The organism is Brucella sp. JSBI001 (assembly GCF_026014005.1).
Lineage (GTDB): Bacteria > Pseudomonadota > Alphaproteobacteria > Rhizobiales > Rhizobiaceae > Brucella > Brucella anthropi.
This window is the reverse complement of the sequence record NZ_CP110339.1, coordinates 2,313,295-2,333,558: the sequence shown is the minus strand read 5'-3', so window position 1 is coordinate 2,333,558 and position 20,264 is coordinate 2,313,295. Positions and strand designations below refer to the sequence as shown.

The window sequence follows — 20,264 nt, the reverse complement described above, 5'->3', positions numbered from 1 at the left end:
ATCAATCGCGGCGTTTTCTTTCAATTGCCGAAACTCTATACTTCAGTCGGCGGGAGCGTAGCTGCCATCTTCGCGGTGCACTTCATTGCCAGCCAGCGGTGGCGTGAAAACACAGACCAGCACAAGGTCGCCCTTGGTCGCGCGCAGGATATGCGGGTCGTTTTCGTTCAGCGCATAGATGGTGCCGGGGCGGATCGGAAACACTTCGCCGCTCAACTTGTGTTCGACTTCGCCTTCACCGGAAAAGCAATAATTGGTTTCGAAGTGGTTCTTGTAGTGCAGGTGCAGTTCAGCGCCTTCCTTGACGCGGGTTTCGTGGACCGAATGGCCCATGCCGTCGTCACGCACGATCATGCGGCGGCTTTCCCAACCGGGTCCGGAAGCATCGCGTGCGGTGCCTGCGATTTCATCGGATGTCACGACAATCATAGTATTCTCCTCATTTCAGTGTCAGAAAAGGCTGTTAAAACTTGGCGGCCAGCGGCTCGAGTACTTCTACGACGGCCAGTAGCGCCTCGTCCTCGCCGCGCAGTCCGGTCAGCATGAGACCGGCGGGGTGCTTGCCCATCGGCAGCGAGATGCTGGGCAGATCAAGACGATTGGCGAATTCTGTCAGCGAGAATGCACCCCGGTTGAGCGCCAGATAGGTTTCCTCGTCTGCAAGCGCGGCCAAAGCGGGCGGCAGCATAGGAACGGTCGGCAGAATGAAGCCGTCAAAACCCTCGATTTCCGCGTCGAACTGCTCACGGCAGGCAGCAAGGGCGTTCAATGCATTCACATAGAGATAGGCGGGATTTTCCCGACCTTTTTGAATGCGCGTTCTGACCAAGGGATCGTAACTATCGAAATCGACGGCGAGCCGCTCGCGATGAAGCGCGTAAGCCTCGGCACCGATTATCCCGCCATCGACGGCAATCCTGGCACTCTCGATCAGGCTTGGAAGTTCGATATCCTGGACGACAATTCCTGCTGCTTCCAGAGCGGACCGGCAAGCCCCGAAAAGATCTTCAACGGTATTGTCGAGAGCGGTTTCCGAAAGCAGGCGGGGAACTGCCAGTCTTATCTGCTTTGAGCGCCGCGGTTTCCTTGCCGGGATGCCGGTGGCAACATCATCGATCAGGCGACAATGGGCGACCGAAGTGCTGATGATCCCCGGCACGTCAAAGCTGGTCGACAACCAGTGCATTCCATCGGTTTCGTAGCGTCCGCGGCTTGGTTTGAAGCCCACGACGCCACAGAAAGCCGCTGGAATGCGCGCTGAACCGCTGGTATCGGAGCAGATGGCGAAATCGCTATATCCGCGCGCGACGGCCACCGCTGCACCAGAACTAGAGCCGCCAGCGATCGCCTCTCCGGCAGGGTCGAGCGGCGTGCGTGGCGTGCCGAAATGTGTGTTGACCCCGAGCGCGCCATAAGCAAATTCGGTCATGTTTGTCTGCGCGAGCAGTGTTGCGCCACCCATGCGAAGCCTGCGCACCAGAGCGGCGCTTGCACTTGCAGGAGCTGCCTCTTGTAATGCTTTCGAACCACAGCTGGTCACCCAGCCTTCAGTGTCGAAGCAGGCCTTGACCGTCATCGTCAGTCCTGCAAGCGGCGGGAGTTCACGATTGGTTTCACTGAGCGCTTGCCAATGGCCGAGCTCGGTGCGGGCCGCCTCGAACCGCCGGTTGAGAAAAACCTCTCGCGCATTCCAGTCACGCGCCGCATAGTCGGCCAGCGCCAGGTCGAGCTTTTCAACCCGGTTGCAAGCCATGGCAGATCCCAATGCGGATTTGTCTTGCGGATCGTGTTTCATAAAGCATGTCCCGTTAGAGCATAATCCGACCGAAGTGAAACGAGGATCGATAAGATTATGCTTGAAATATAAGAGGTTAGAGCGCCGATCTGCTTCAATCGAAGCAAAACGCGCTCTATCGCAATAGGCTGCGATCAGTTCCGGACCAATGCCGTCAGCATTTTCTCTGAATCCGCCAGATAGTTCTCAAGCTGATCGGCGGCGGCTTCGCAGTCACCCGCTGCGATGAGGCGGCAGATTTCGGCTTCTCTTTTCAACCAAGGTTCATGGAAAGCCTGTTCGTTGCCGGTGACGAAAACCAGACGCAGCTGGGTCACGAGCAGGGAGAACATCTGATCGAAGATAGGACTACCATGCAGCGATACGATTTCCTGGTGAAAGAGAAGGCTCTGGCGGGCCACCGCCGTCCAGTCCGCGCGGGCGGTCGCTTCACTTTCATTGCGGATCACCTCGTTGAGCCTTTCCAGCCAGTCGGCGGGAACCGAGTTTCGCCCACGGAGGGCGCCGAGCTCAACGACCCGGCGCACCACGAAGATGTCGCGAATGTCCGTTTCCGTTAGCCTTTTCACGCGGACGCTCTTGTTCGGCTCCTGCGAGACCAGTCCCTGCTGGCGCAGAAGCTGCATGGCTTCGCGCAGGGTGTTGCGCGATACATCGTAGACATTGATCAGTTCGGCCTCGATCAGGCTCGTGCCGCTCAACAGGCGGCCTTTGAGAATGTCGTCGCGTATGGCATTGGCGACGCGAATGAATGCGGGATCACGAAGGGTGGCAGGCTGGTTCATGTGTCAGACCGTCATATTCTTCAGGAAAGGTTTCAGCTGCGGATAGATACCGGATTTGAGTTTATCCGGCGTATCGTCGCAGACGACCTTGCCCGCGTCCATAAAGAGAATTCTGTCGGAGACTTCGAAAGCGAAGTTCATTTCGTGGGTTACGATGACCATCGTAACGCCTTCGCTTGCGAGCGAGCGGATAACGCCCAGCACTTCCTCGACGGTTTCCGGGTCGAGTGCCGAAGTGGGTTCATCGAACAGAATGATGCTTGGCGACATCATCAGGGCGCGAGCGATTGCAACGCGCTGCTGCTGACCGCCCGAAAGCTGGTGCGGATATTTTTCCGCATGGGCGGCCATGCCCACCTTGTTCAGATAATGAAAGGTTTGCCGCTCAAGGTCGGCTCGCGCACCGATCTTGTGGTACAGAGGCGCGAGGAGCATGTTTTCAAGCACAGTCTTGTGATTGAAAAGATTGAAGCTCTGGAACACCATGCCGACATCGCGGATCAGGGAAACGTCTTCCCGGAAGACATGCTTGCCCGATTGCGTCAATTCGGCCGAGATGAACGGCGAGCCGTGCAGTTTTACTTCACCGGCATCGAGACGTTCCAGTCCGTTGAGCAGGCGAATGAAGGTCGTCTTGCCCGAGCCCGAACGACCGATGATGGAAATGACCTCACCGGATTTCACCGTCAGGCTGACGCCCTTCAACACTTCATGCGAACCATAGGCCTTGCGAAGTTCAGTTACTTCCAGGGCAATGGTGTCGGCTTGCTGGGATTTGCCTTGCGCGCGATCGACGGGAGCTTCAGTGCCGGACAGTTTTGCCGCAACCTCCTGTGGCGACAAGGTGCGTGCCTTCTGACCGCGCCGTATCACATCCGAGCGGCGTTCCAGCATTGAAAGACCGCGATCAAACAGCGTGACGATGAGGACGTAGAAGAAGGCGACGACGGTGAGCGTCTCAAGCACCAGAAAATTCTGTGTATAGAGCCGCTGGCCGACAAGCAGGATTTCGGCAAGCGAAATAACGGAAACCAAAGAGGTAAGCTTGACGATGGTGACGAGTTCATTCGACATTGCGGGTAATGAAACCCGGATTGCCTGTGGAACGACGATCAAGCGCTGGATACCGAGGAAGCTCAGACCCAATGCACGCCCCGCCTCGATCTGGCCTTTATGAATGGCGAGCAAACCACCCCGATGGATTTCTGCCATATAAGCGGTTTCACTGATGACAAGCGCGATCAGGCCAGCCGCGAAAGCATTCGACAGGAGCGTGCGAAGGACCGGAAAGACCTGCGGCAGGCTGTAGATGAAAATCAGCAGTACCAGAAGCGGAAGGCTTCGGAAGAACCAGATATAGGCCCGCGCGGGACCGTTGATCACCGACCATGATGATTGCCTTGCCAGTGCCAGACCGAAGCCCGCAATCGCCGCCAGAAGCCAGCTCAACAGGCTGAGCTTGATCACAACCCAGCTCGCCTCCCAGAAATCCCGGTCTGCAAGCAGACCGAGCGCGTAATGCCAATCGTAGTTCAAGCGAAGCCTCCCGTTTCGGCCATGCAGAGGGAAATGGGGCCAGTCCGCCCCGCTTCCGGTTTATTGAGCCGTGGAAACGACCGCGTTGATTTCATCGTCGGTGACAGGCTCCATGCCATAGGTTTTGACGAGCGTGTCATAGGAACCATCCTTTCGCATCTGGGCGAAAGCATCGTTCATGGCATTGAAAAGCTCTTTGTTCTGCGGGGTGGTGGCGATACCCACCATGATCGGATAGATGAGCGCACTGGATGTAACGGCATAATCGTCGGGGAACTTCTTCAGCAATTCGGCAGCAACGACATTATCCATGAATTCCACGTCGACCGAGCCGCTGCGCAATGCCTGCGTGACCTGTGCATCTGTGTCGAATTCGCGTGTCTCGATGGCGCCGAGATTGTTCTTGGCGCAATAATCTTCCGACAGTGCCTTCAGCTTCGGGAGCCAGGACGCTCCTTGCATCGATCCGATGATCTTGCCACACAGCTCCTTTTCATTCGCCGGGCGGAACTTGGCGTCCTTCAGCACGAGCAGGGACGAGCCAGCCTTGATGTACGGGATGAAATTGAGAATCTTCTGCCGCTCAGGCGTGACGTAAAGCGCCGATGCAATGACATCGAAATGGTTGGCGCGTGCACCAGTGATGAGGCTGGTGAAGCGCGTGTCCTTGAACTCTGCAGCAAGCCCAAGCTGCTTTGCCACCCCTTCCATCAGCTCGACATCGAAACCTGCCGGCTTGCCGTCCTTCATGTAGACGAAGGGAGGATAGGTCAGGTCAGATCCGACCGACAGTGTGTTTTCCTTGACGGTCTGAGGCGCGGCTGCGGCCTCATGCGGGGCCAACGCAACGACGGCAAATGTGGCAGCGAGCAAGGCTGATTTCAGTTCAGTCACGCGTTTTGAGATTGTTGGAGCAGGCATATCGTTCCCTTTTTTGTTCAATAATATTGTTGAACAATTAAGAGATGGGCCGTGCGATGTCAATATGTCTTCACGTGGGAGCGATGAAGACACGTATGCTCATCTCTTCCGATGCGATTAGGCGGTATCGGAGTTTCATTTCTCGGAACTGGTTTCCAAAACTGGTCTTTGCAAGTTTTGCAGACTTTTGAAGGGTAGCTTTTCGCCAGAGCGCTCCCAGTTAAAACGGAGTCGCTGAAACCGCTCTAAGTATTTGGTTCATTGCATTTGCCTCATGCAAAACCGCTCCGCACGTTTGCTGGAAATGCTTTAACTCTCGAAATCGCCAAAAATATCCTGGAGACGGGTCAAACTCTGCACTCTTTCATCCACCTGACTACCGAGCTGTATGATGATATGCGAAAGCATGAGATCCATGATGGCAGTCATCGTTGCCGCGCCGTCCCAAAGTGGACCGTGAGAACCGGGTACGATCAGCGCAATATCGGCCACCTCGCTTGCCCACGGGCAAAATTCATCGGTAAAAAGTATCACTTTTACGCCCATTCGGCGCGCTTCAATGGCTAGAGGGCGGGCTTTTGACGCGAAACGGCGGACATCGTGCAGAAACAGAACGCGGTTTTCCCTGGAGCCATCCAGGACTTCTGCATAGGTGCCGTTCAACCCGTCCATGAAGGACACTCCCGGACGCGAATAGGAGAGCTGTGACGCAAAATATTGCGCTATGCCGCGCACATTCTGATAGGCTGCAACATAGACCTCGCTTGCCCCGATCAGTGCGTCGATGGTCTCCTGCCATTCAGGACGGGTAGTCAGTTCATAGACGGTGCCGAGATTTTCGATCTGCTGTTGCACCAGACCGGCAAGTAGCTTGCCTTCGCGAAAATCCTGCTGGAGCCGGGCAACCGGCCCCTTGACCTGCCATGCGGGGTTGGAACGACCGCGCCTTAACGCTGTTTTTAACTCCTCCAGCCCGTCGAAACCGAGCCGTCGCAAATAGCGACCGACCGTCATCTGGGAAATGCCAAGACGCTCGGCGATGGACTTTGCCGTTTCGAATGGCAGTTCTGCCAGATTACGCTCGATATAGCTTGCGATCAGCTTGTCGGCCTTGGATTTGCGTAATTCCGCACTTTGGAGACGTATGAGAATTTCTTTGGACAAACTTACCCCTCCCGCTTTGGCTCCGACCCTGATGATGAAGACCGGAGCCAGCACAACAGCTTATTGCGCTGTTTTTACCTTTGTCCATGCCCGGTCGAGCTGGCGCACGCCGGAACCCAGATCCTCGAAGATCTGGAGTCGTTTCATCGTTTCGTCTGTCGGATTGATTTCCGTGCTGTTCTTGATGTTGTCAGGTGTCAGCTGACGTGCCGGCACATTGGGCGTCCCGTTGGTCTGTTGGGCTACGTTGAGCGCGGCGATTTCCGGGCGCGTGTAAAACTGCATGAACTTGATGGCATTGTCCTTGTTCGGGGCTGTTTTGAGAACGCACATATCTTCTTGGTACATGGTCGCACCTTCTTCCGGAATGACGTAACCCAAATCTTTCGGATTGCCTAAAACATCCACCATGCTGCCGATAAAATAATGCGCGGCGGCAACGTCGCCCGCGCCGACCATGGGACGGGAATCATAGGTGAAAGCAGCCACATACGGCTTCATTTCGATGACAGTGTCTGCGGCCTGCTGAAGTTGCTTCGGGTCGGTGGAGTTTACGGAGTTTCCGTTGAGAAGAAGCCCAACACCCAGCACTTCACGCATGTCATCGAGAAGCGTGATCTTGAGACCCTTTTCCTTGACCGTCGCAAGAAGATCCTTCCAGCCGGTCACGTCCTTGCCGAGCACGCGACGGTTATAGAGAATGCCCACCGTGCCGAAGGCGTAAGGCAGGCAATATTCTCCGTTGAGGTCGCTTTTGGCGCGCAGAAAGCGCGGGTCGATGTTCTTGAAGCCCTCATATGTATTGATATCGGTTTTCGCAAGCAGATCGAGCTTGGCCATGATGTCCTGCATATGCACGGACGGAAACACGATATCGTAACCGCTGGCACCACCCTGAATCTTGGCCAGCATTTCCTCATTGGAGGAGTAGGTCGATAGATTGACCTTGACCTTGGTCTCTTCTTCGAATTTCTGAAGCACCGCAGGATTGATGTATTCGCCCCAGTTATAGATGTTCAAGTCATCTGCGAAGCTATTGCCTGCAGACATGCCCAGAACGGTGAGCGCAATCAATCCAAGGCGCGGAACAGCACCATTGAAGATCGTCATTGTAGTTCCCCTTGTCATATTTTTCCCCGCGGCCCGCTTTCATTTCTCTGCCTTGGCAGGGATGCAAAGTACGGTCTTCGGGGCGTTGACTTGTACTGGAAAATGATATCAACATAACCAAATCACGCAAGAGTTAATTAAATAACATTTCGGGGAACGAAAATGCGGGATGCGATTGTACGGCTGGTTTCCGCGGCCAAGACCTTTGCGAGTCCGGAGGGCGGCGAGGTCAAGGCATTGGACGGTATCGATCTGGATATCGGCCGTAATGAATTCATCACTTTGCTGGGCCCTTCGGGCTGCGGCAAGACGACTTTGCTCCAGGCGATCAGCGGGTTCGCTGCGTTGGATGCCGGACGGATCGAGATTGACGGCGTCGACATGACGGACCGTCCACCTTATCGCCGCCCGGTCAATACGGTCTTTCAGAACTATGCGTTGTTTCCGCATATGAGTGTGGGGCAGAACGCCGGATATGCTCTGGAAGTCGCTGGTGTCGGCAAGGCGGAGCGCACGGAGCGTGTCAGGGCTGTTTTGCAGATGGTGGGGCTGGCTGGTTTGGAGGCCCGCCTGCCGCGACAGCTCTCGGGTGGCCAACAGCAACGTGTGGCTCTGGCCCGGGCCATCGTGGCCCGCCCGAAGGTGCTGTTGCTCGATGAGCCGCTATCTGCACTTGATAAGAACCTGCGCGAGGCGATGCAGTTCGAACTGAAGACCTTGCAGCACGAGCTGGGCATTACCTTCATCTTTGTCACGCACGACCAGCAGGAAGCGCTGACAATGTCGGATCGGGTGGCGGTGCTCTCGAATGGGCGCATCCAGCAACTGGACGCGCCGCGGGTTGTGTATGATCGCCCGGTCAATGCCTTCGTCGCCAATTTCGTCGGTGCGAGCAATCTTCTGGAAGGACAAGTCGACGCCAACGGCTTTGTGCTGCCGGATGGAACGGTTCTGCAGCACGATGGTGAAGGCAAAGCCAAAGGCAGGGGCACCGCACTTCTGCGTCCAGAAAACTTCTCGCTTATCGCGCGCAATGAAAGACATGGGGCGCTTGATGTCACGCTCGACCAGATTGCCTTTATCGGTTCGTCTTTCGAATTGCTCGGACACCTCGCTTCCGGGCGCAAGCTGACGGCGCAGATTCCGGCGGTGGACCGAAACTCGGTCAATGATCTGCAGCCGGGGCAGGCCGCGCGCTGGTATTACGATCCGGCTACGGTCCATCTTCTTTGCGAAGGGGAGGCTGCGTGATGAACCTCGCGAGCTTGCGGCGTCTTCAGCTGGCAGTTCTTCTCGGACCGGCGACACTGTTCCTGATCGTTTTCTTTGCCATTCCACTCGCGATCATGGTGGTAACGAGTTTTCTCGCGCCTGGTCTTTATGGTGGCGTCGAATGGGAGTTCTATCCTCATAATTTCGGGCGTATCCTTGGTTTCGCGGATCCGGCATTCGAGGAATTCGACCCGATCTATCTGGCGATTTTCTTCCGCTCGGTGAGGATAGCCATCGTGACGGTCATTGCCGCCTTGCTGGTCGCTTATCCGGCCGCCTTTTATATCAGCAGGCTTCCCGACAGGTGGAAGAACTTCTGCATCTTCCTCATTACCTTGCCATTCTTCGCCAGCCTGATTGTGCGGCTGTTCGTATGGGTGATGATCCTGCGCCCGACAGGGTTGCTCAACGAGACCTTGATGTCGCTCGGCATTATCTCGCGTCCCCTCGACATGATCTATACCGACGGCGCTACCGTGCTGGGCATGGTCTATGTGTTCCTGCCGTTCATGTTCATGCCTATCTATGCAAGCATTGAAAAGCTGGACTGGCGTCTGGTACAGGCGTCGCTTGATCTGGGAGCCGGCCCGGTGCGGACATTCTTCCGGATTGTCCTGCCGCTGACCACGCCCGGCATTGCTGCGGGTTCGGTAATTGTCTTCATTCCTGCGCTCGGAAACTTTGTTGTGCCTGCAGTGCTGGGTGGAGCCAAGGTGATGATGCTCGGCAATCTGATCGAAGGACAGTTCCTGTCGGCGCGCAATTGGCCGTTCGGGTCGGCGCTCGCGATGATGGTGATGGCCGTCATGTTGCTGCTGCTGTTTGGTTATGTGCTTTTGACAAACCGGCGCAATGCCGCCGAAGCGTTGTAGCGGTAAGGGAGACGCAACCATGAAAATCGCCCGGTCTCTCTTCAATGGCGGATTGCTGCTCTACGTCGCGTTGTTCTTCGCCTTCATCTATATCCCGCTGGCACTTATCATCGTCTATTCGTTCAACGCCAATCCGGTGAACATGATGGTGTGGAGCGGCTTTACGACCGACTGGTATGCGCAGGTTCTGGGCTTCAAGACAGTGGTTTCGGAAAGCGCACTCTATATTGAATCGACGGATCAGCTTGTGGCAGCCGTGTTCAACAGCCTGAAGATTGCGACTTCAACGACACTGATATCGACTGTTCTCGGAACTGCGCTGGCGCTGGCCATGCATCGCTACAATTTTCTGGGAAAGCGGTTCTATCAGGTGACGCTTTTCATGCCCATGTTGATGCCGGATATCGTGCTGGGCATTGCGCTCCTGATCTTCTTCGTCAACGCGGGTATTCATCTGGGGCTGACCACGATTATTACCGGCCAATGCACTTTTCTGATCTCTTATGTCTTCATTGTTGTTTCGGCCCGGCTGGCCAGTATGGACCGCACGCTGGAATATGCATCGGCCGATCTTGGCGCCAATGAATGGACCACGTTCCGCAAGGTCGTCATGCCCCAGCTCATGCCCGGCATTCTCGGTGGTGCGTTACTTGCCTTCATCATTTCCATGGATGACCTCGTCATCACCTATTTTATCGCAGGCGTTGATGTTACGACCCTGCCGATGTTCATCTTCGCCATGCTGCGTCGCGGCATCAAACCGGAAATCAATGCGATTGCCGTGATGATGCTGACCTTCTCATTCGTTGTGGCTTCGCTCGGTCTCTATCTTCGTTCTCGGCAGAAATAATATGACTTCACAAACACCTACACGTAAACCGCGCGCTCGCGATCTTGGGCTTCCTTTCACTGGTGTGACCGGTCCGTACAACGCGATCACCGATGTCGATGGCGTTGGCGTCGGCTTTCAGACCATTATCGAGAACGAGCCGCGCCCCGGCCGCAAGCGTCCGGCGCGTAGCGGCGTGACCGCCATTCTGCCGCATAAGCAGTCTGAAACCCCGGTTCCGGTTTATGCAGGCGTCCATCGCTTCAACGGCAATGGTGAGATGACCGGAACGCACTGGATCGAAGATGGCGGCTACTTCCTGGGCCCTGTCGTTATCACCAACACGCACGGTATCGGCATGGCACATCATGCGACAGTGCGCTGGATGGTTGACCGCTATGCCTCGACCTACCAGACCGACGATTTCCTCTGGATCATGCCGGTTGTCGCAGAAACTTATGACGGTGCACTCAACGACATCAACGGCTTTCCTGTGACGGAAGCGGATGTGCGCAAGGCGCTCGACAATGTTGCATCCGGCCCGGTGCAGGAAGGCAATTGCGGCGGCGGCACCGGTATGATCACCTATGGCTTCAAGGGCGGTACAGGCACGGCATCGCGCGTCGTGGAGTTCGGCGGTCGCAGTTTCACCATCGGTGCTCTGGTGCAGGCCAATCACGGGCAGCGCGATTGGCTGACCATTGCCGGTGTGCCGGTGGGGCAGCATATGCGGGATGGCACGCCGCAGAGCCAGTTGCAGGAGCGCGGCTCGATCATCGTCGTGCTGGCGACCGATCTGCCACTGATGCCGCACCAGCTGAAGCGCCTAGCGCGTCGTGCAAGCATCGGCATCGGCCGTAACGGAACGCCGGGCGGTAACAATTCGGGCGATATTTTTATCGCTTTTTCCACCGCCAACCAGAGACCTATGCAGCATCGTTCCGCGCCCTTTCTGGACGTCGAGATGGTGAATGACGAGCCGCTTGATACCGTCTATCTGGCGGCGGTCGATAGTGTGGAAGAGGCAGTGGTTAATGCGATGATCGCGGCTGAGGATATGGGTGGAACACCCTTTGACCGGCTGCTTGTTCAGGCCATAGATCACGAACGTCTTCGTGCCGTGCTGCGCCAATATGGGCGTCTTGCCTGACTCTTCGTAGGATAAGGATTGGAACTCCAGTTCCATCGGATAGCGATCCGGTTCGTTCCACGCGGTTTCCGTCATGCAGGACGGAAATCGCGAATGTCTCCCTTTATCTTGCCGTCTTGACAGTATTCTATCGACGGCACTACGCTACAGTAACACGGCAGATTTTACTGAAGTGAGGGGAGGAATTCATGACTAAAAGTTCAATTATTACAGGGCTGGGTCGGGTTTCAATTTCACGACGCCAGTTTATAACATCGAGCGCACTGGGCGCCGGTGCTCTGCTTCTACCGTCCCTGCCATCTTTTGCAGCTGACAAGCCCAAAGTCGGTCTGGTCATGAAGTCGCTCGCCAACGAGTTCTTCAAGCAGATGCAGGCAGGTGCCGAGGACTACGCCGCCAAGAACACCGACAAGTTCTCCTTTGCCGCTGTTGGCATGAAGGACGAACGTGATTTTGCCGCACAGGTCGATGCTGTGGAAAATTTTATCACGCAGCAGTTCAATGTGATCGTGCTGGCTCCGGCGGATTCCAAGGCCATGGTGACGCCGGTTAAAAAGGCTCTGGAGGCCGGCATCAAAGTCATCAATATTGACGTGGCGCTCGATGAAGAGGCGAAAAAGCAGGCGGGTGTCGACCTTGCCTTTTTCGGTCCGGACAATCGCGAGGGCGCAAAGCTTGCCGGCATGGCGCTTGCCAAGGAACTCGGCAAGGGCGGCAAGGTGGTTATCCTTGAAGGCAATCCTGAGGCAGACAATGCCAAGGAACGCAAGAAGGGCTTTGACGATGCCGTGGCCGAAGGCGGTTTGACACTGCTCGATTCCAAGACTGCCCATTGGGAAACGGAAGAAGCCAACACGCTGATGACCAATTTCCTGACCCAGTATCAGGACATTCAAGGTGTTATGGCGGCCAACGATTCCATGGCGCTCGGCGTCGTGAAGGCGCTGGATGCCGCCGGAAAATCGGGCCAGATCAAGGTCGTGGGCTTCGACAACATTCCTGCTGTCCAGCCTTTGATCAAGGACGGCAAGATGCTCGCAACCGTCGATCAGTTCGGCGCACAGATGGCGGCCATGGGCATTGATTACGGCCTCAAGGAACTGGCAGGCGAAAAGTTCTCCGGTTGGGTCAAGACGGACATCAAGCTCATCACGGCCCAGGATCTCTGAAAACCGGGATCTTCCAAACATTGCCAATTATGGGGCGGCGCTCCGAGTGCCGCTCCTCTTCACCTGGCAGGCAGGAACAGATATGCAGTCAGCCGACGCCATTTTGAGATTGGAAAATGTCGGCAAGACCTTTCCGGGGGTGGTTGCGCTAAACGGTGTCACGCTGGAGCTGCAGCGTGGCGAGACACATATCATTCTGGGTGAAAACGGTGCGGGTAAATCAACTCTCATCAAGCTTCTTGCTGGCATATATCAGCCCGACACGGGCGAGATTTTTCTGAACGGCCGGCCCTACAAGCCAAAGACCCCGCATGACGCGCAGGTTCAGGGAATCCGCATCGTTCATCAGGAACTCAACCTGCTGTCGCATCTTTCCATTGCCGAAAACCTGATGCTGGAAAGCCTGCCGAGACGCTTCGGCATCATGGACCGAGCGACATTGAACCGGCGCGCCGAAGAGCTTTTGGCTGAGGTCGGTCTGGCGGTCGATCCGCGTATGCCGGTTTCGGAGCTGGGCGTTGCGCAAATGCAGTTGGTCGAGATCGCCAAGGCGCTCGGTTATGACAGCAAACTACTGGTTCTGGACGAGCCGACGGCGACATTGACTCCGCCGGAAATTGAACGGTTGTTTGCGATCATCCAGCGGCTGAAGGCGAAGGGTGTCACGATCATCTACATTTCTCACCGTCTGCACGAGGTCTTTGAGATTGGCGACCGCGTGACGGTGTTGCGCAATGGCCGCCTGGTCGAGACGCGCGACCTGCAGGGGCTGCGCGTGCCGGATCTGGTACGCATGATGATCGGTCGCGACATTGCGGATGAGTATGGCTTTAATGCCGATATCAAGCTTGGGTCCGTCGCTCTGGAAGTGAGGAACGTGAAGCGCAACAGCGGCGCTCCGCCGGTTTCGTTTTCGGTGCGTCATGGAGAAATTCTGGGTGTCGCCGGTCTGGTCGGGTCGGGCCGCACCGAGGTGATGCGTGCAATCTTCGGCGCCGATCCAAGGTCGGCAGGGGAAATCGATATAGATGGAAGGCCGGTGACTATCCGTGACCCGCGCGATGCCGTGCGTAATGGTCTGGGTTTTCTGACAGAAGACCGCAAGAGCCAGGGGCTGCTGCTAGACATGCCCGTGTCTATCAACACCACGATCACCGACCTGAAGAAAATCTCGCACGGTGGCCTGCTGGATAGCCGGGTGGAGAAAGGCGCGGTAACTGAGCTGGTCGAGCGGCTGCGCGTCAAGACTGCGTCTATCGATACGCCGGTGCGTAACCTCTCCGGTGGCAATCAGCAAAAGGTGGTTCTGGCAAAATGGCTGTTTCGCGGGTCGTCCACACTGATACTCGATGAACCGACACGTGGGGTCGATGTCGGCGCCAGGCGCGAGATTTATCAACTTCTGTGGATGTTGGCTGCGAACCAGAAGGCAATTATCATGATTTCCTCGGATCTGCCCGAGTTGATCGGCATGTGCCACCGCATCATTGTTTTCTCGAACGGCAAACTGGTTGGGGAGCTGGACCGATCTCAATTCGATCAGGAGCGTATTCTTTCGCTCGCCTATCAGGAGCATGTTCACGCATGACGGAACCCATTTCTCCATCTGCCCAACACCCCGGTGCTGCCGACCGCCAGAAGCTGAAGCGCTTCCTGTTGCGTGATGCCGGCGTATTCTTGGCGTTGATCCTGATAACGCTGGTATTTTCCGTCACTGCGCCCTATTTCGCAACATCGGGCAACGCGCTGAAGATCTTCGTTCAGATCGCGATCAATACGGTCCTTGCGGCAGGTATGACTTTCGTCATCCTGACTGGTGGCATTGACCTCTCGGTCGGCTCTGTGCTCGCCTTATGCACGGTCGTTGGCGCTCTTATCATGACGTCCGGTCTGGAACCGGCCTTGTCAATCCCGCTGGCAGTCCTGGCATGCGTCGCCGTTGGCGGGCTTTGTGGCTTCATCAACGGCAAGGTGTCAACCTACTGGAAAATCCCGTCGTTTATCGTCACGCTGGGCATGCTGAACATCGCCGCCGGTGCGGCACGGGTGGTTTCCAATAATTCTACCATTACCGGACTTCCGCAGGGTTTTGTCGACTTCGGCAATCTGATTGTCGGAGGCTTTCTGCCGTCGATTTTCCTGATCGCAGTGGCCGTGATTGCTGTTGGCTGGTTCGTTTTGCGCTTTACGGTTTTCGGTCGCATGATCTATGCGGTTGGCGCCAATGATGAGGCTGTGCGCCTGTCGGGACACAATCCCGACACATACAAAATCGCTGCATTTGTCATTTCCGGCGTCACCGCTGGTATTGCTGCGATTGTTTATCTCCTGCGCCTGAACATCGGCAGCCCGATTGCGGGCGTTGGCTATGAACTGAACGCGATTGCAGCCGTCATCATCGGCGGGACAAGCCTTTTCGGCGGTAAGGGCTCAATCGTTGGCACGCTGGCCGGGGCCTGTATTTTGCAGGTGCTCGCGACCGGGCTGCAATTGCTTGGTATCGGCGATAATTACAAGCCAATCATAATTGGCACCGTGATCATCCTCGCCGTGATTGTCGATACCTATCGTGAGAGGCTGTTACGGCGTATTCGCTGAATGCATAATGAGAAAGTGAAGGCGCGGCCGGGTCAAGGTTGGACAGGATTTGTTACCCGGCAGCCATGCTCTGGATACAGCAAGATTGCCTTTGGGAGCCGTCTTCTCTGGTTATGAAACTCGCCGGCCCGTTGAGGTTGATCCATTTGGAATGGTAGCGTCACATTAAATTGCGCGCAACGCTTGGGTGGTATGTCAGGAGAGATGAAGCAACAGGTACGGCGATAAGGGTGAAACAGACTGCAAAGCGAAAGATGAAGCCGAAACTGGCAAAGCGGCAGGCGTCAGCATCACACTCCCATGTCAATCCAGCAACGCGGCATCAAGATTCGGTTGTGCGGATCATAGCATTCGATTCAACTAACCGACAGGATCGCTCGCTTACCGGTATCCCTGATATCACGGCAACGCGATGGATGTGTTTTGGCATTGCCATGCTCCTGTCGTGTGTTGCGTTGGCGCTTCCTGCACTCACGATTCTCATCCGACCCAGCCCTGACCTCGATCCGATAGCCCTAATTGTATCGACACTCATCGCAGCAATGCTTCTTGTTCCGGCCTTCATGTTTGCACGCGCTGGTCTTTTGGCTGGCGCCTGGATCACCATTACACCGGAGAGCGTTGAATACGGTTCAGGTAATGGAATTGTGGAGAAGCAAGGCACCAAGATCGAATGGGCGCGCATAGCGTCCGGTCAGATGGCACGTTATGACGTTCGTCTCATTTTGAAAGGGCCTGTGCGGGAGCCTCGGATAGCGTTCGGTTATAAAATGCCCGACGGAACGCAGAACGAGTATTCGCTTCCAATGTCATTGCGGGAACGTGGCATGCAATGTCTGTGGTTCGTCAATGCTGACGCCCTGCGTATTGCTCTGCTACAGAACATGGCAGCTCGCTCGAATTTGTGTTTCGACCCGGATATTTTCGTTGAAGCCGGTATTGATCCGGAGACGTGGCATCTGATGCCAAAGCCCCGCAAGATTGAGTGGGCGATAGCCATAGCTTCGATGGCAGCGGTGTTGATATTCGGCAGTTTTATATCGGCGACGACATCTGTCGTGTTGGTCGTTGGGAGTGTTTTCGCAATTCTGGGATTGGGCCTTCTTGCAACATTCAGTTTCAGGAAGAGAGCTTATCCGGGCTTCGATCACGTCATCTGTTTTTGTGAAAACCGATAGTTCGTGCTGGGTTATTGTGGTTCTTCCATATCCGCATAAACCAGATAGCGGAGCGGCCCAGGCGTGATAGCATCGAATGGATAACAGGTCGACAGCACAACATGACGGCCTTCGCTATTCACGGCGATCTTCGCTTCATCCCAACGCGCGACGGCCATATGACTAACACGATAGGAAATCGCCTTACCGTCGCTGCGGGTGACGAGTATCTGATCGTTCTTCTCGATATTCTTCAGAAAAGCGAAATGTGTATCGCGATGCGCAGCATACACGGCTGTTCCCCGTTCCCCGGCCATCGGCGTATTGTCCAGATGACCGGGGCCGAAAGCCAATGCCTGACCGCTGGAGCCTTTCAGCGCGATGGCGGATTCATTAAGTCGTGGAGCTTCGATGCGGGCAACTGGCCATGTATCGACCCAGCTCCAGGGTTTGACTGGTGCGCCAGTTTCAATGCTTTCCGCAAAAGCTCGTTCGAGGAGGATCTGTGCCACAAATGCCTTCGCATGGATCCAGATTCCCTGACTGGCAATTATCATCCCGAGCGCAATCAGCACGATGCCCACCGTGGGGAGTAAGGAGCGCCACAGTGCGCTCCCCGTCATAATCGGATTGATAGACATCACGCATTCTCCTTGCGGCGGAAGAACCAGAAGACGAACAAGCCAATCAGTATCAGACCCAAGCCTTGCATGAGCAGTAGTGTCGCTGGCGTTGCCGTTTGCGGCAGCGGGATCGACTGCGATGGCGATGATGGTGATGCAGGGCTTTCGTGGCTGCGGACAGCGTCATTTACACCATTCATGTCCATGTTTGCGTGATCCCCGACGGTGCGATCCGCACGGATGTCGAACAGCTTGTCATAATCCCAGCCCGCGGGCAGTTGCAGAGGAATATCGGCACGGGTCAGCGGCGCATTTGCCGGTCGCGACGGTGTCTTGTCGACAGCTACGAGGCTCGTCAGACGGCTGACCAGATGATGCTCCAGCGCAAGGTGGAGAATACGCGCATCGGCGGCGTCCTGGGAAATTTTCCCAAGGGTAAGTTCCACTTCCGCATCATCGATCTTGCGACGTGCCCACAGTTTTGAAATGCCTTCAGCATTTATTGCCTGATCGAGTGGCAGATTGACTGTCCACGGACGGCCATCAATCTGGCCTTCAATAGCAAGGTTTCCGATCGCCTTGCCCATTCGCGCTGCGATGACAAGTGGTTCACCACGATAAAGATCGGGCAAAAGGGAGGGCGTCATGCTCACATTCTTTTCCGAGAAACTGGTCTTCAGATCGGTAACAGCCGGTTTTTCAAGCTTGTCGAACAGAGCCCGCATGCGTTCGTTCACTTCAGCCGCCGACCCGATATGGGTGAAGGTTCCACGTCCAAGTTCAGCCGCACGGTTCATCAGATAGGAGTTCGGGGCAGAGCCGATGCCGACCATGAAAATACGCGAGCGCCCCCGACGTGCTGCAACGGCATCCAGCAATTGCTGCTCATTGCTGATCTCGCCGTCGGTCAGAAACACGATCTGGCGCAATCCATTACCCTGATTACTGTCATCAAGCGCGGCATGAAGGGCAGGCAACATTTCCGTGCCGCCTTGCGCTTCAAGGCTCGTCACGAAGCGGCGAGCGGACGTGATATTCTCCTGATTGGCATCGACTGAATCTTCGAAGAATTTGGTCAATGTGTCGTCGAAGCGGATTACGTTGAAACGATCTCCGGGTTGAAGTTGCGACAGTGCATAATCCAGGCTGGCCTTCGCCTGTTCAATGGAAGTACCACCCATTGATCCGGAATTATCGATCACGAAGATGACCTCACGCTGGACCTTTTTTGGGCTGGCAAGCGCCGGTGGCGTAACATAGGCAAGCACATAGTCATCCTTGCCGATATGTTCGCGGAACAGCCCGACCTGCGGTGCATCGCTTGCGACGGCGCTCCATTCCAGAACGAAATCACGATCTGCAGCTGCCATTCCGTCCAGCGTGATTTCCCGTGTCGCGTCGTTCGTCGTATCGATCCTGACCTTGTGGAAAAGGCTCTCAACCTTTCCAAGCGGGAAGCCTGCCTTAAGTTTGACTGAGATGCTCACAGGATTTGTTCGCAGGGCAGCCGGTGGGGCCAAAGGCGTCACGAGTGGCGCATTGTAAGTATCAGGCTTGCCCGTATCGCTCGACTTGCCCCAGCCGTTCTTCATTTCGACTTCCTGGACAACCGGGTAGGCATTGTCCGGGTTGTAACGCGGTGCGACGACTAAAGGCACACGCAGCGAGAAACGCTCATCGGAAAGCCGTACCGCCTGCTGATACTCGATCTGGATAACGACTTTCTCGTGCGGACCGATATTGGCGACCGCATTGGTAAACACGTTGGGTCGCTGCTGTTCGATCAGCGTTGCTTTTTTGCCTTCGCTTTTCGCCTGTTCATATATTTCGCGGGCTGTCTGCTTCTCCTTGATGTCAGCGACAATCACACGATCACCGATGACCATCTTCAGCGAATAGACCGCACTTTCTTCTGGCAATGGGAAAACATACAAGGCTTCAACGAAACCGTCGGTCGGGTTCTCGAATGCCTGCGTCAGCCGGGCTCGGACCGTCGGTCCACTCACATCGAGATCGACGTCCGTTGCGAGCCGAGGCGCTTCGACGTAACGTCCGGCTTCGTTTGTCTCCAGCAGAAGGCTGCCGGATTGAACCTCGTTTGGCGTGACCAGAGCGGGTGTTTCAGCGCGGGCCTGCACGATCTGCAACAGACAGAAAATGACAGCCAATGCGGGCAACAACGCCATGTTGCAGAACCAGATGAACGAACAGAAGCGGGAGAGTACCCGACCTCTATTGCTATGATTTGGTAGATTTATCGCGGGTGACATGACGTGCTCCTTGTTCACCTCGAAGAACTGGAGCCATTGTCGCTGGAGCCACTGTTTCCACTCCAGCGTAAGCTTTGCCAAGTTTCAGCCGTCACTTTCCGCAAATCGCCTTGCCGGTTACGCATATGTGTGGAATTGTGCAGAAAAGTACGCAGTTCAGGATAAGCCATGTCCGATCAGAACTCTCATCTGCCCGACCAGATCAATGCCCGTGTTGCAGTCCGGATTCGTGAGGAAATCGCCCGACGGCGTATTTCGCGCCAACTTCTGGCCGATGAAGCGCGGATCAGCCTCTCGACTTTGGAAAAGGCGCTGTCGGGTCACAGGCCCTTCACGCTCGCAACAATCATCCGGCTCGAACAGGCAATGGGCGTCGCCCTGCGCGAACAGGCAGGTGAAGCGCCCGCCCAGTTGGCCAGAAATGGCAACAGTCACGCAGCGGAAGAACTGGGCGCCTACTCGCGCGCCTCGGTTTCATGGCTTGAAGGTGATTACCTGACCTTGCGTCCGTCCTTTGGGGAGGACAAGGCCATCTTCGCTTACATCACGGAAATCGGTTGGGATTTCGATGCCGGGCATCTCAATTTTCGTGAGCGTGAACGTTCTGACGTCTCGTTCTCACAACAGGGAGCTGTCTCCGTTCCACATCTTTCGGGACACATCTATCTCGTCACGAATACATCTGGCCAGTACCGTATGGCCGTGCTCTCCCGCCCAAGCATCACAGGCGAAATGTTCGGCATCCTGACGACATTGCGTGCCGGGCAGGGTGCACATCTGACACCAGTTTCGACACCGCTTGCGCTCGTGCCCATGAGGCAATTTGTCGAGTCGTCATTTGGGCGTGTGCGACCTGGCGACATATCCTTTGCAGCTTATTCGGCAATTCTGCACAAGACATTGGACGACGGCTATGCGGGTTTTATTTCGGGGTAATTTTACAGCGAAATCCAATTCGTTTTGGCCTTACTCCGTTCAATCCCTCTGTCTGTAAACGTTGTCGTTATGATAAT

At 55.7% G+C, this 20,264-nt stretch carries 18 protein-coding genes; 9 read left to right on the top strand and 9 right to left on the bottom strand.

Translation table 11 applies throughout. The features are described from left to right. Nucleotides 1–42: 42 nt before the first annotated feature. From LJ361_RS10970 to LJ361_RS10940, 7 genes are all read right to left on the bottom strand, one after another. A complete protein-coding gene (locus tag LJ361_RS10970) occupies nucleotides 43–429 on the bottom strand; it encodes an ectoine synthase (protein ID WP_010660497.1) in 387 nt (128 codons plus the stop codon). Nucleotides 430–463: 34 nt separating this feature from the next. Then, nucleotides 464–1,795, bottom strand: coding sequence for an amidase (locus tag LJ361_RS10965; RefSeq protein WP_264813526.1), 1,332 nt, complete (start codon nucleotides 1,793–1,795; stop codon nucleotides 464–466). 134 nt (nucleotides 1,796–1,929) lie between these two features. Then, complete coding sequence (locus tag LJ361_RS10960; protein WP_011982550.1) at nucleotides 1,930–2,580, bottom strand: GntR family transcriptional regulator; 651 nt, start codon at nucleotides 2,578–2,580, stop codon at nucleotides 1,930–1,932. A 3-nt stretch (nucleotides 2,581–2,583) separates the two neighbouring features. Beyond that, nucleotides 2,584–4,116, bottom strand: coding sequence for an amino acid ABC transporter permease/ATP-binding protein (locus LJ361_RS10955; RefSeq protein ID WP_264813523.1), 1,533 nt, complete (start codon nucleotides 4,114–4,116; stop codon nucleotides 2,584–2,586). A 60-nt stretch (nucleotides 4,117–4,176) separates the two neighbouring features. Then, the gene (locus tag LJ361_RS10950; RefSeq protein ID WP_264813521.1) at nucleotides 4,177–5,037 is read right to left on the bottom strand and encodes an ABC transporter substrate-binding protein; all 861 of its coding nucleotides are present in this window, start codon (nucleotides 5,035–5,037) and stop codon (nucleotides 4,177–4,179) included. Between the two features lie 309 nt (nucleotides 5,038–5,346). Then, nucleotides 5,347–6,201 carry a MurR/RpiR family transcriptional regulator gene (locus LJ361_RS10945; protein WP_010660492.1) on the bottom strand — a complete coding sequence of 285 codons (855 nt, stop codon included), beginning with the start codon at nucleotides 6,199–6,201 and terminating at the stop codon, nucleotides 5,347–5,349. 60 nt (nucleotides 6,202–6,261) lie between these two features. Further along, complete coding sequence (locus tag LJ361_RS10940) at nucleotides 6,262–7,311, bottom strand: spermidine/putrescine ABC transporter substrate-binding protein (RefSeq protein WP_010660491.1); 1,050 nt, start codon at nucleotides 7,309–7,311, stop codon at nucleotides 6,262–6,264. A gap of 162 nt (nucleotides 7,312–7,473) precedes the next feature. Between LJ361_RS10940 and LJ361_RS10935 the strand changes: the two genes are divergently transcribed. From LJ361_RS10935 to LJ361_RS10900, 8 genes are all read left to right on the top strand, one after another. Beyond that, nucleotides 7,474–8,562, top strand: a complete 1,089-nt coding sequence (locus LJ361_RS10935; RefSeq protein WP_010660490.1) for an ABC transporter ATP-binding protein — start codon at nucleotides 7,474–7,476, stop codon at nucleotides 8,560–8,562. After that, the gene (locus LJ361_RS10930) at nucleotides 8,562–9,455 is read left to right on the top strand and encodes an ABC transporter permease (RefSeq protein WP_264813519.1); all 894 of its coding nucleotides are present in this window, start codon (nucleotides 8,562–8,564) and stop codon (nucleotides 9,453–9,455) included. Before LJ361_RS10935 ends, LJ361_RS10930 begins: the two co-directional genes overlap by 1 nt. A 19-nt stretch (nucleotides 9,456–9,474) precedes the next feature. Further along, nucleotides 9,475–10,305 carry an ABC transporter permease gene (locus tag LJ361_RS10925; RefSeq protein ID WP_264813517.1) on the top strand — a complete coding sequence of 277 codons (831 nt, stop codon included), beginning with the start codon at nucleotides 9,475–9,477 and terminating at the stop codon, nucleotides 10,303–10,305. A gap of 1 nt (nucleotide 10,306) precedes the next feature. Next, nucleotides 10,307–11,434 (top strand): P1 family peptidase, encoded by a 1,128-nt coding sequence (locus LJ361_RS10920; protein WP_010660487.1) that lies wholly within the window; start codon nucleotides 10,307–10,309, stop codon nucleotides 11,432–11,434. Nucleotides 11,435–11,622: 188 nt separating this feature from the next. Continuing rightward, nucleotides 11,623–12,603, top strand: a complete 981-nt coding sequence (locus LJ361_RS10915) for a sugar ABC transporter substrate-binding protein (protein WP_010660486.1) — start codon at nucleotides 11,623–11,625, stop codon at nucleotides 12,601–12,603. Between the two features lie 82 nt (nucleotides 12,604–12,685). Then, nucleotides 12,686–14,191, top strand: a complete 1,506-nt coding sequence (locus LJ361_RS10910; RefSeq protein ID WP_010660485.1) for a sugar ABC transporter ATP-binding protein — start codon at nucleotides 12,686–12,688, stop codon at nucleotides 14,189–14,191. Then, nucleotides 14,188–15,201 (top strand): ABC transporter permease, encoded by a 1,014-nt coding sequence (locus LJ361_RS10905; protein ID WP_010660484.1) that lies wholly within the window; start codon nucleotides 14,188–14,190, stop codon nucleotides 15,199–15,201. The genes LJ361_RS10910 and LJ361_RS10905 overlap by 4 nt, the downstream gene beginning before the upstream one ends. 254 nt (nucleotides 15,202–15,455) lie before the next feature. Further along, a complete protein-coding gene (locus LJ361_RS10900) occupies nucleotides 15,456–16,379 on the top strand; it encodes a hypothetical protein (RefSeq protein WP_264813513.1) in 924 nt (307 codons plus the stop codon). Nucleotides 16,380–16,390: 11 nt separating this feature from the next. Here the strand turns inward: LJ361_RS10900 and LJ361_RS10895 are convergent, their stop codons facing one another. Both LJ361_RS10895 and LJ361_RS10890 read right to left on the bottom strand, forming a co-directional pair. Beyond that, nucleotides 16,391–16,999: a class GN sortase gene (locus LJ361_RS10895; protein ID WP_010660482.1), complete on the bottom strand. Its 609-nt coding sequence runs from the start codon at nucleotides 16,997–16,999 to the stop codon at nucleotides 16,391–16,393. Beyond that, nucleotides 16,999–19,251: a marine proteobacterial sortase target protein gene (locus LJ361_RS10890; RefSeq protein WP_036563893.1), complete on the bottom strand. Its 2,253-nt coding sequence runs from the start codon at nucleotides 19,249–19,251 to the stop codon at nucleotides 16,999–17,001. The genes LJ361_RS10895 and LJ361_RS10890 overlap by 1 nt, the downstream gene beginning before the upstream one ends. 168 nt (nucleotides 19,252–19,419) lie before the next feature. Here LJ361_RS10890 and LJ361_RS10885 point away from each other — a divergent pair, with 168 nt between their 5' ends. Beyond that, nucleotides 19,420–20,187: a helix-turn-helix domain-containing protein gene (locus LJ361_RS10885; protein ID WP_010660480.1), complete on the top strand. Its 768-nt coding sequence runs from the start codon at nucleotides 19,420–19,422 to the stop codon at nucleotides 20,185–20,187. Nucleotides 20,188–20,264 lie beyond the last annotated feature (77 nt).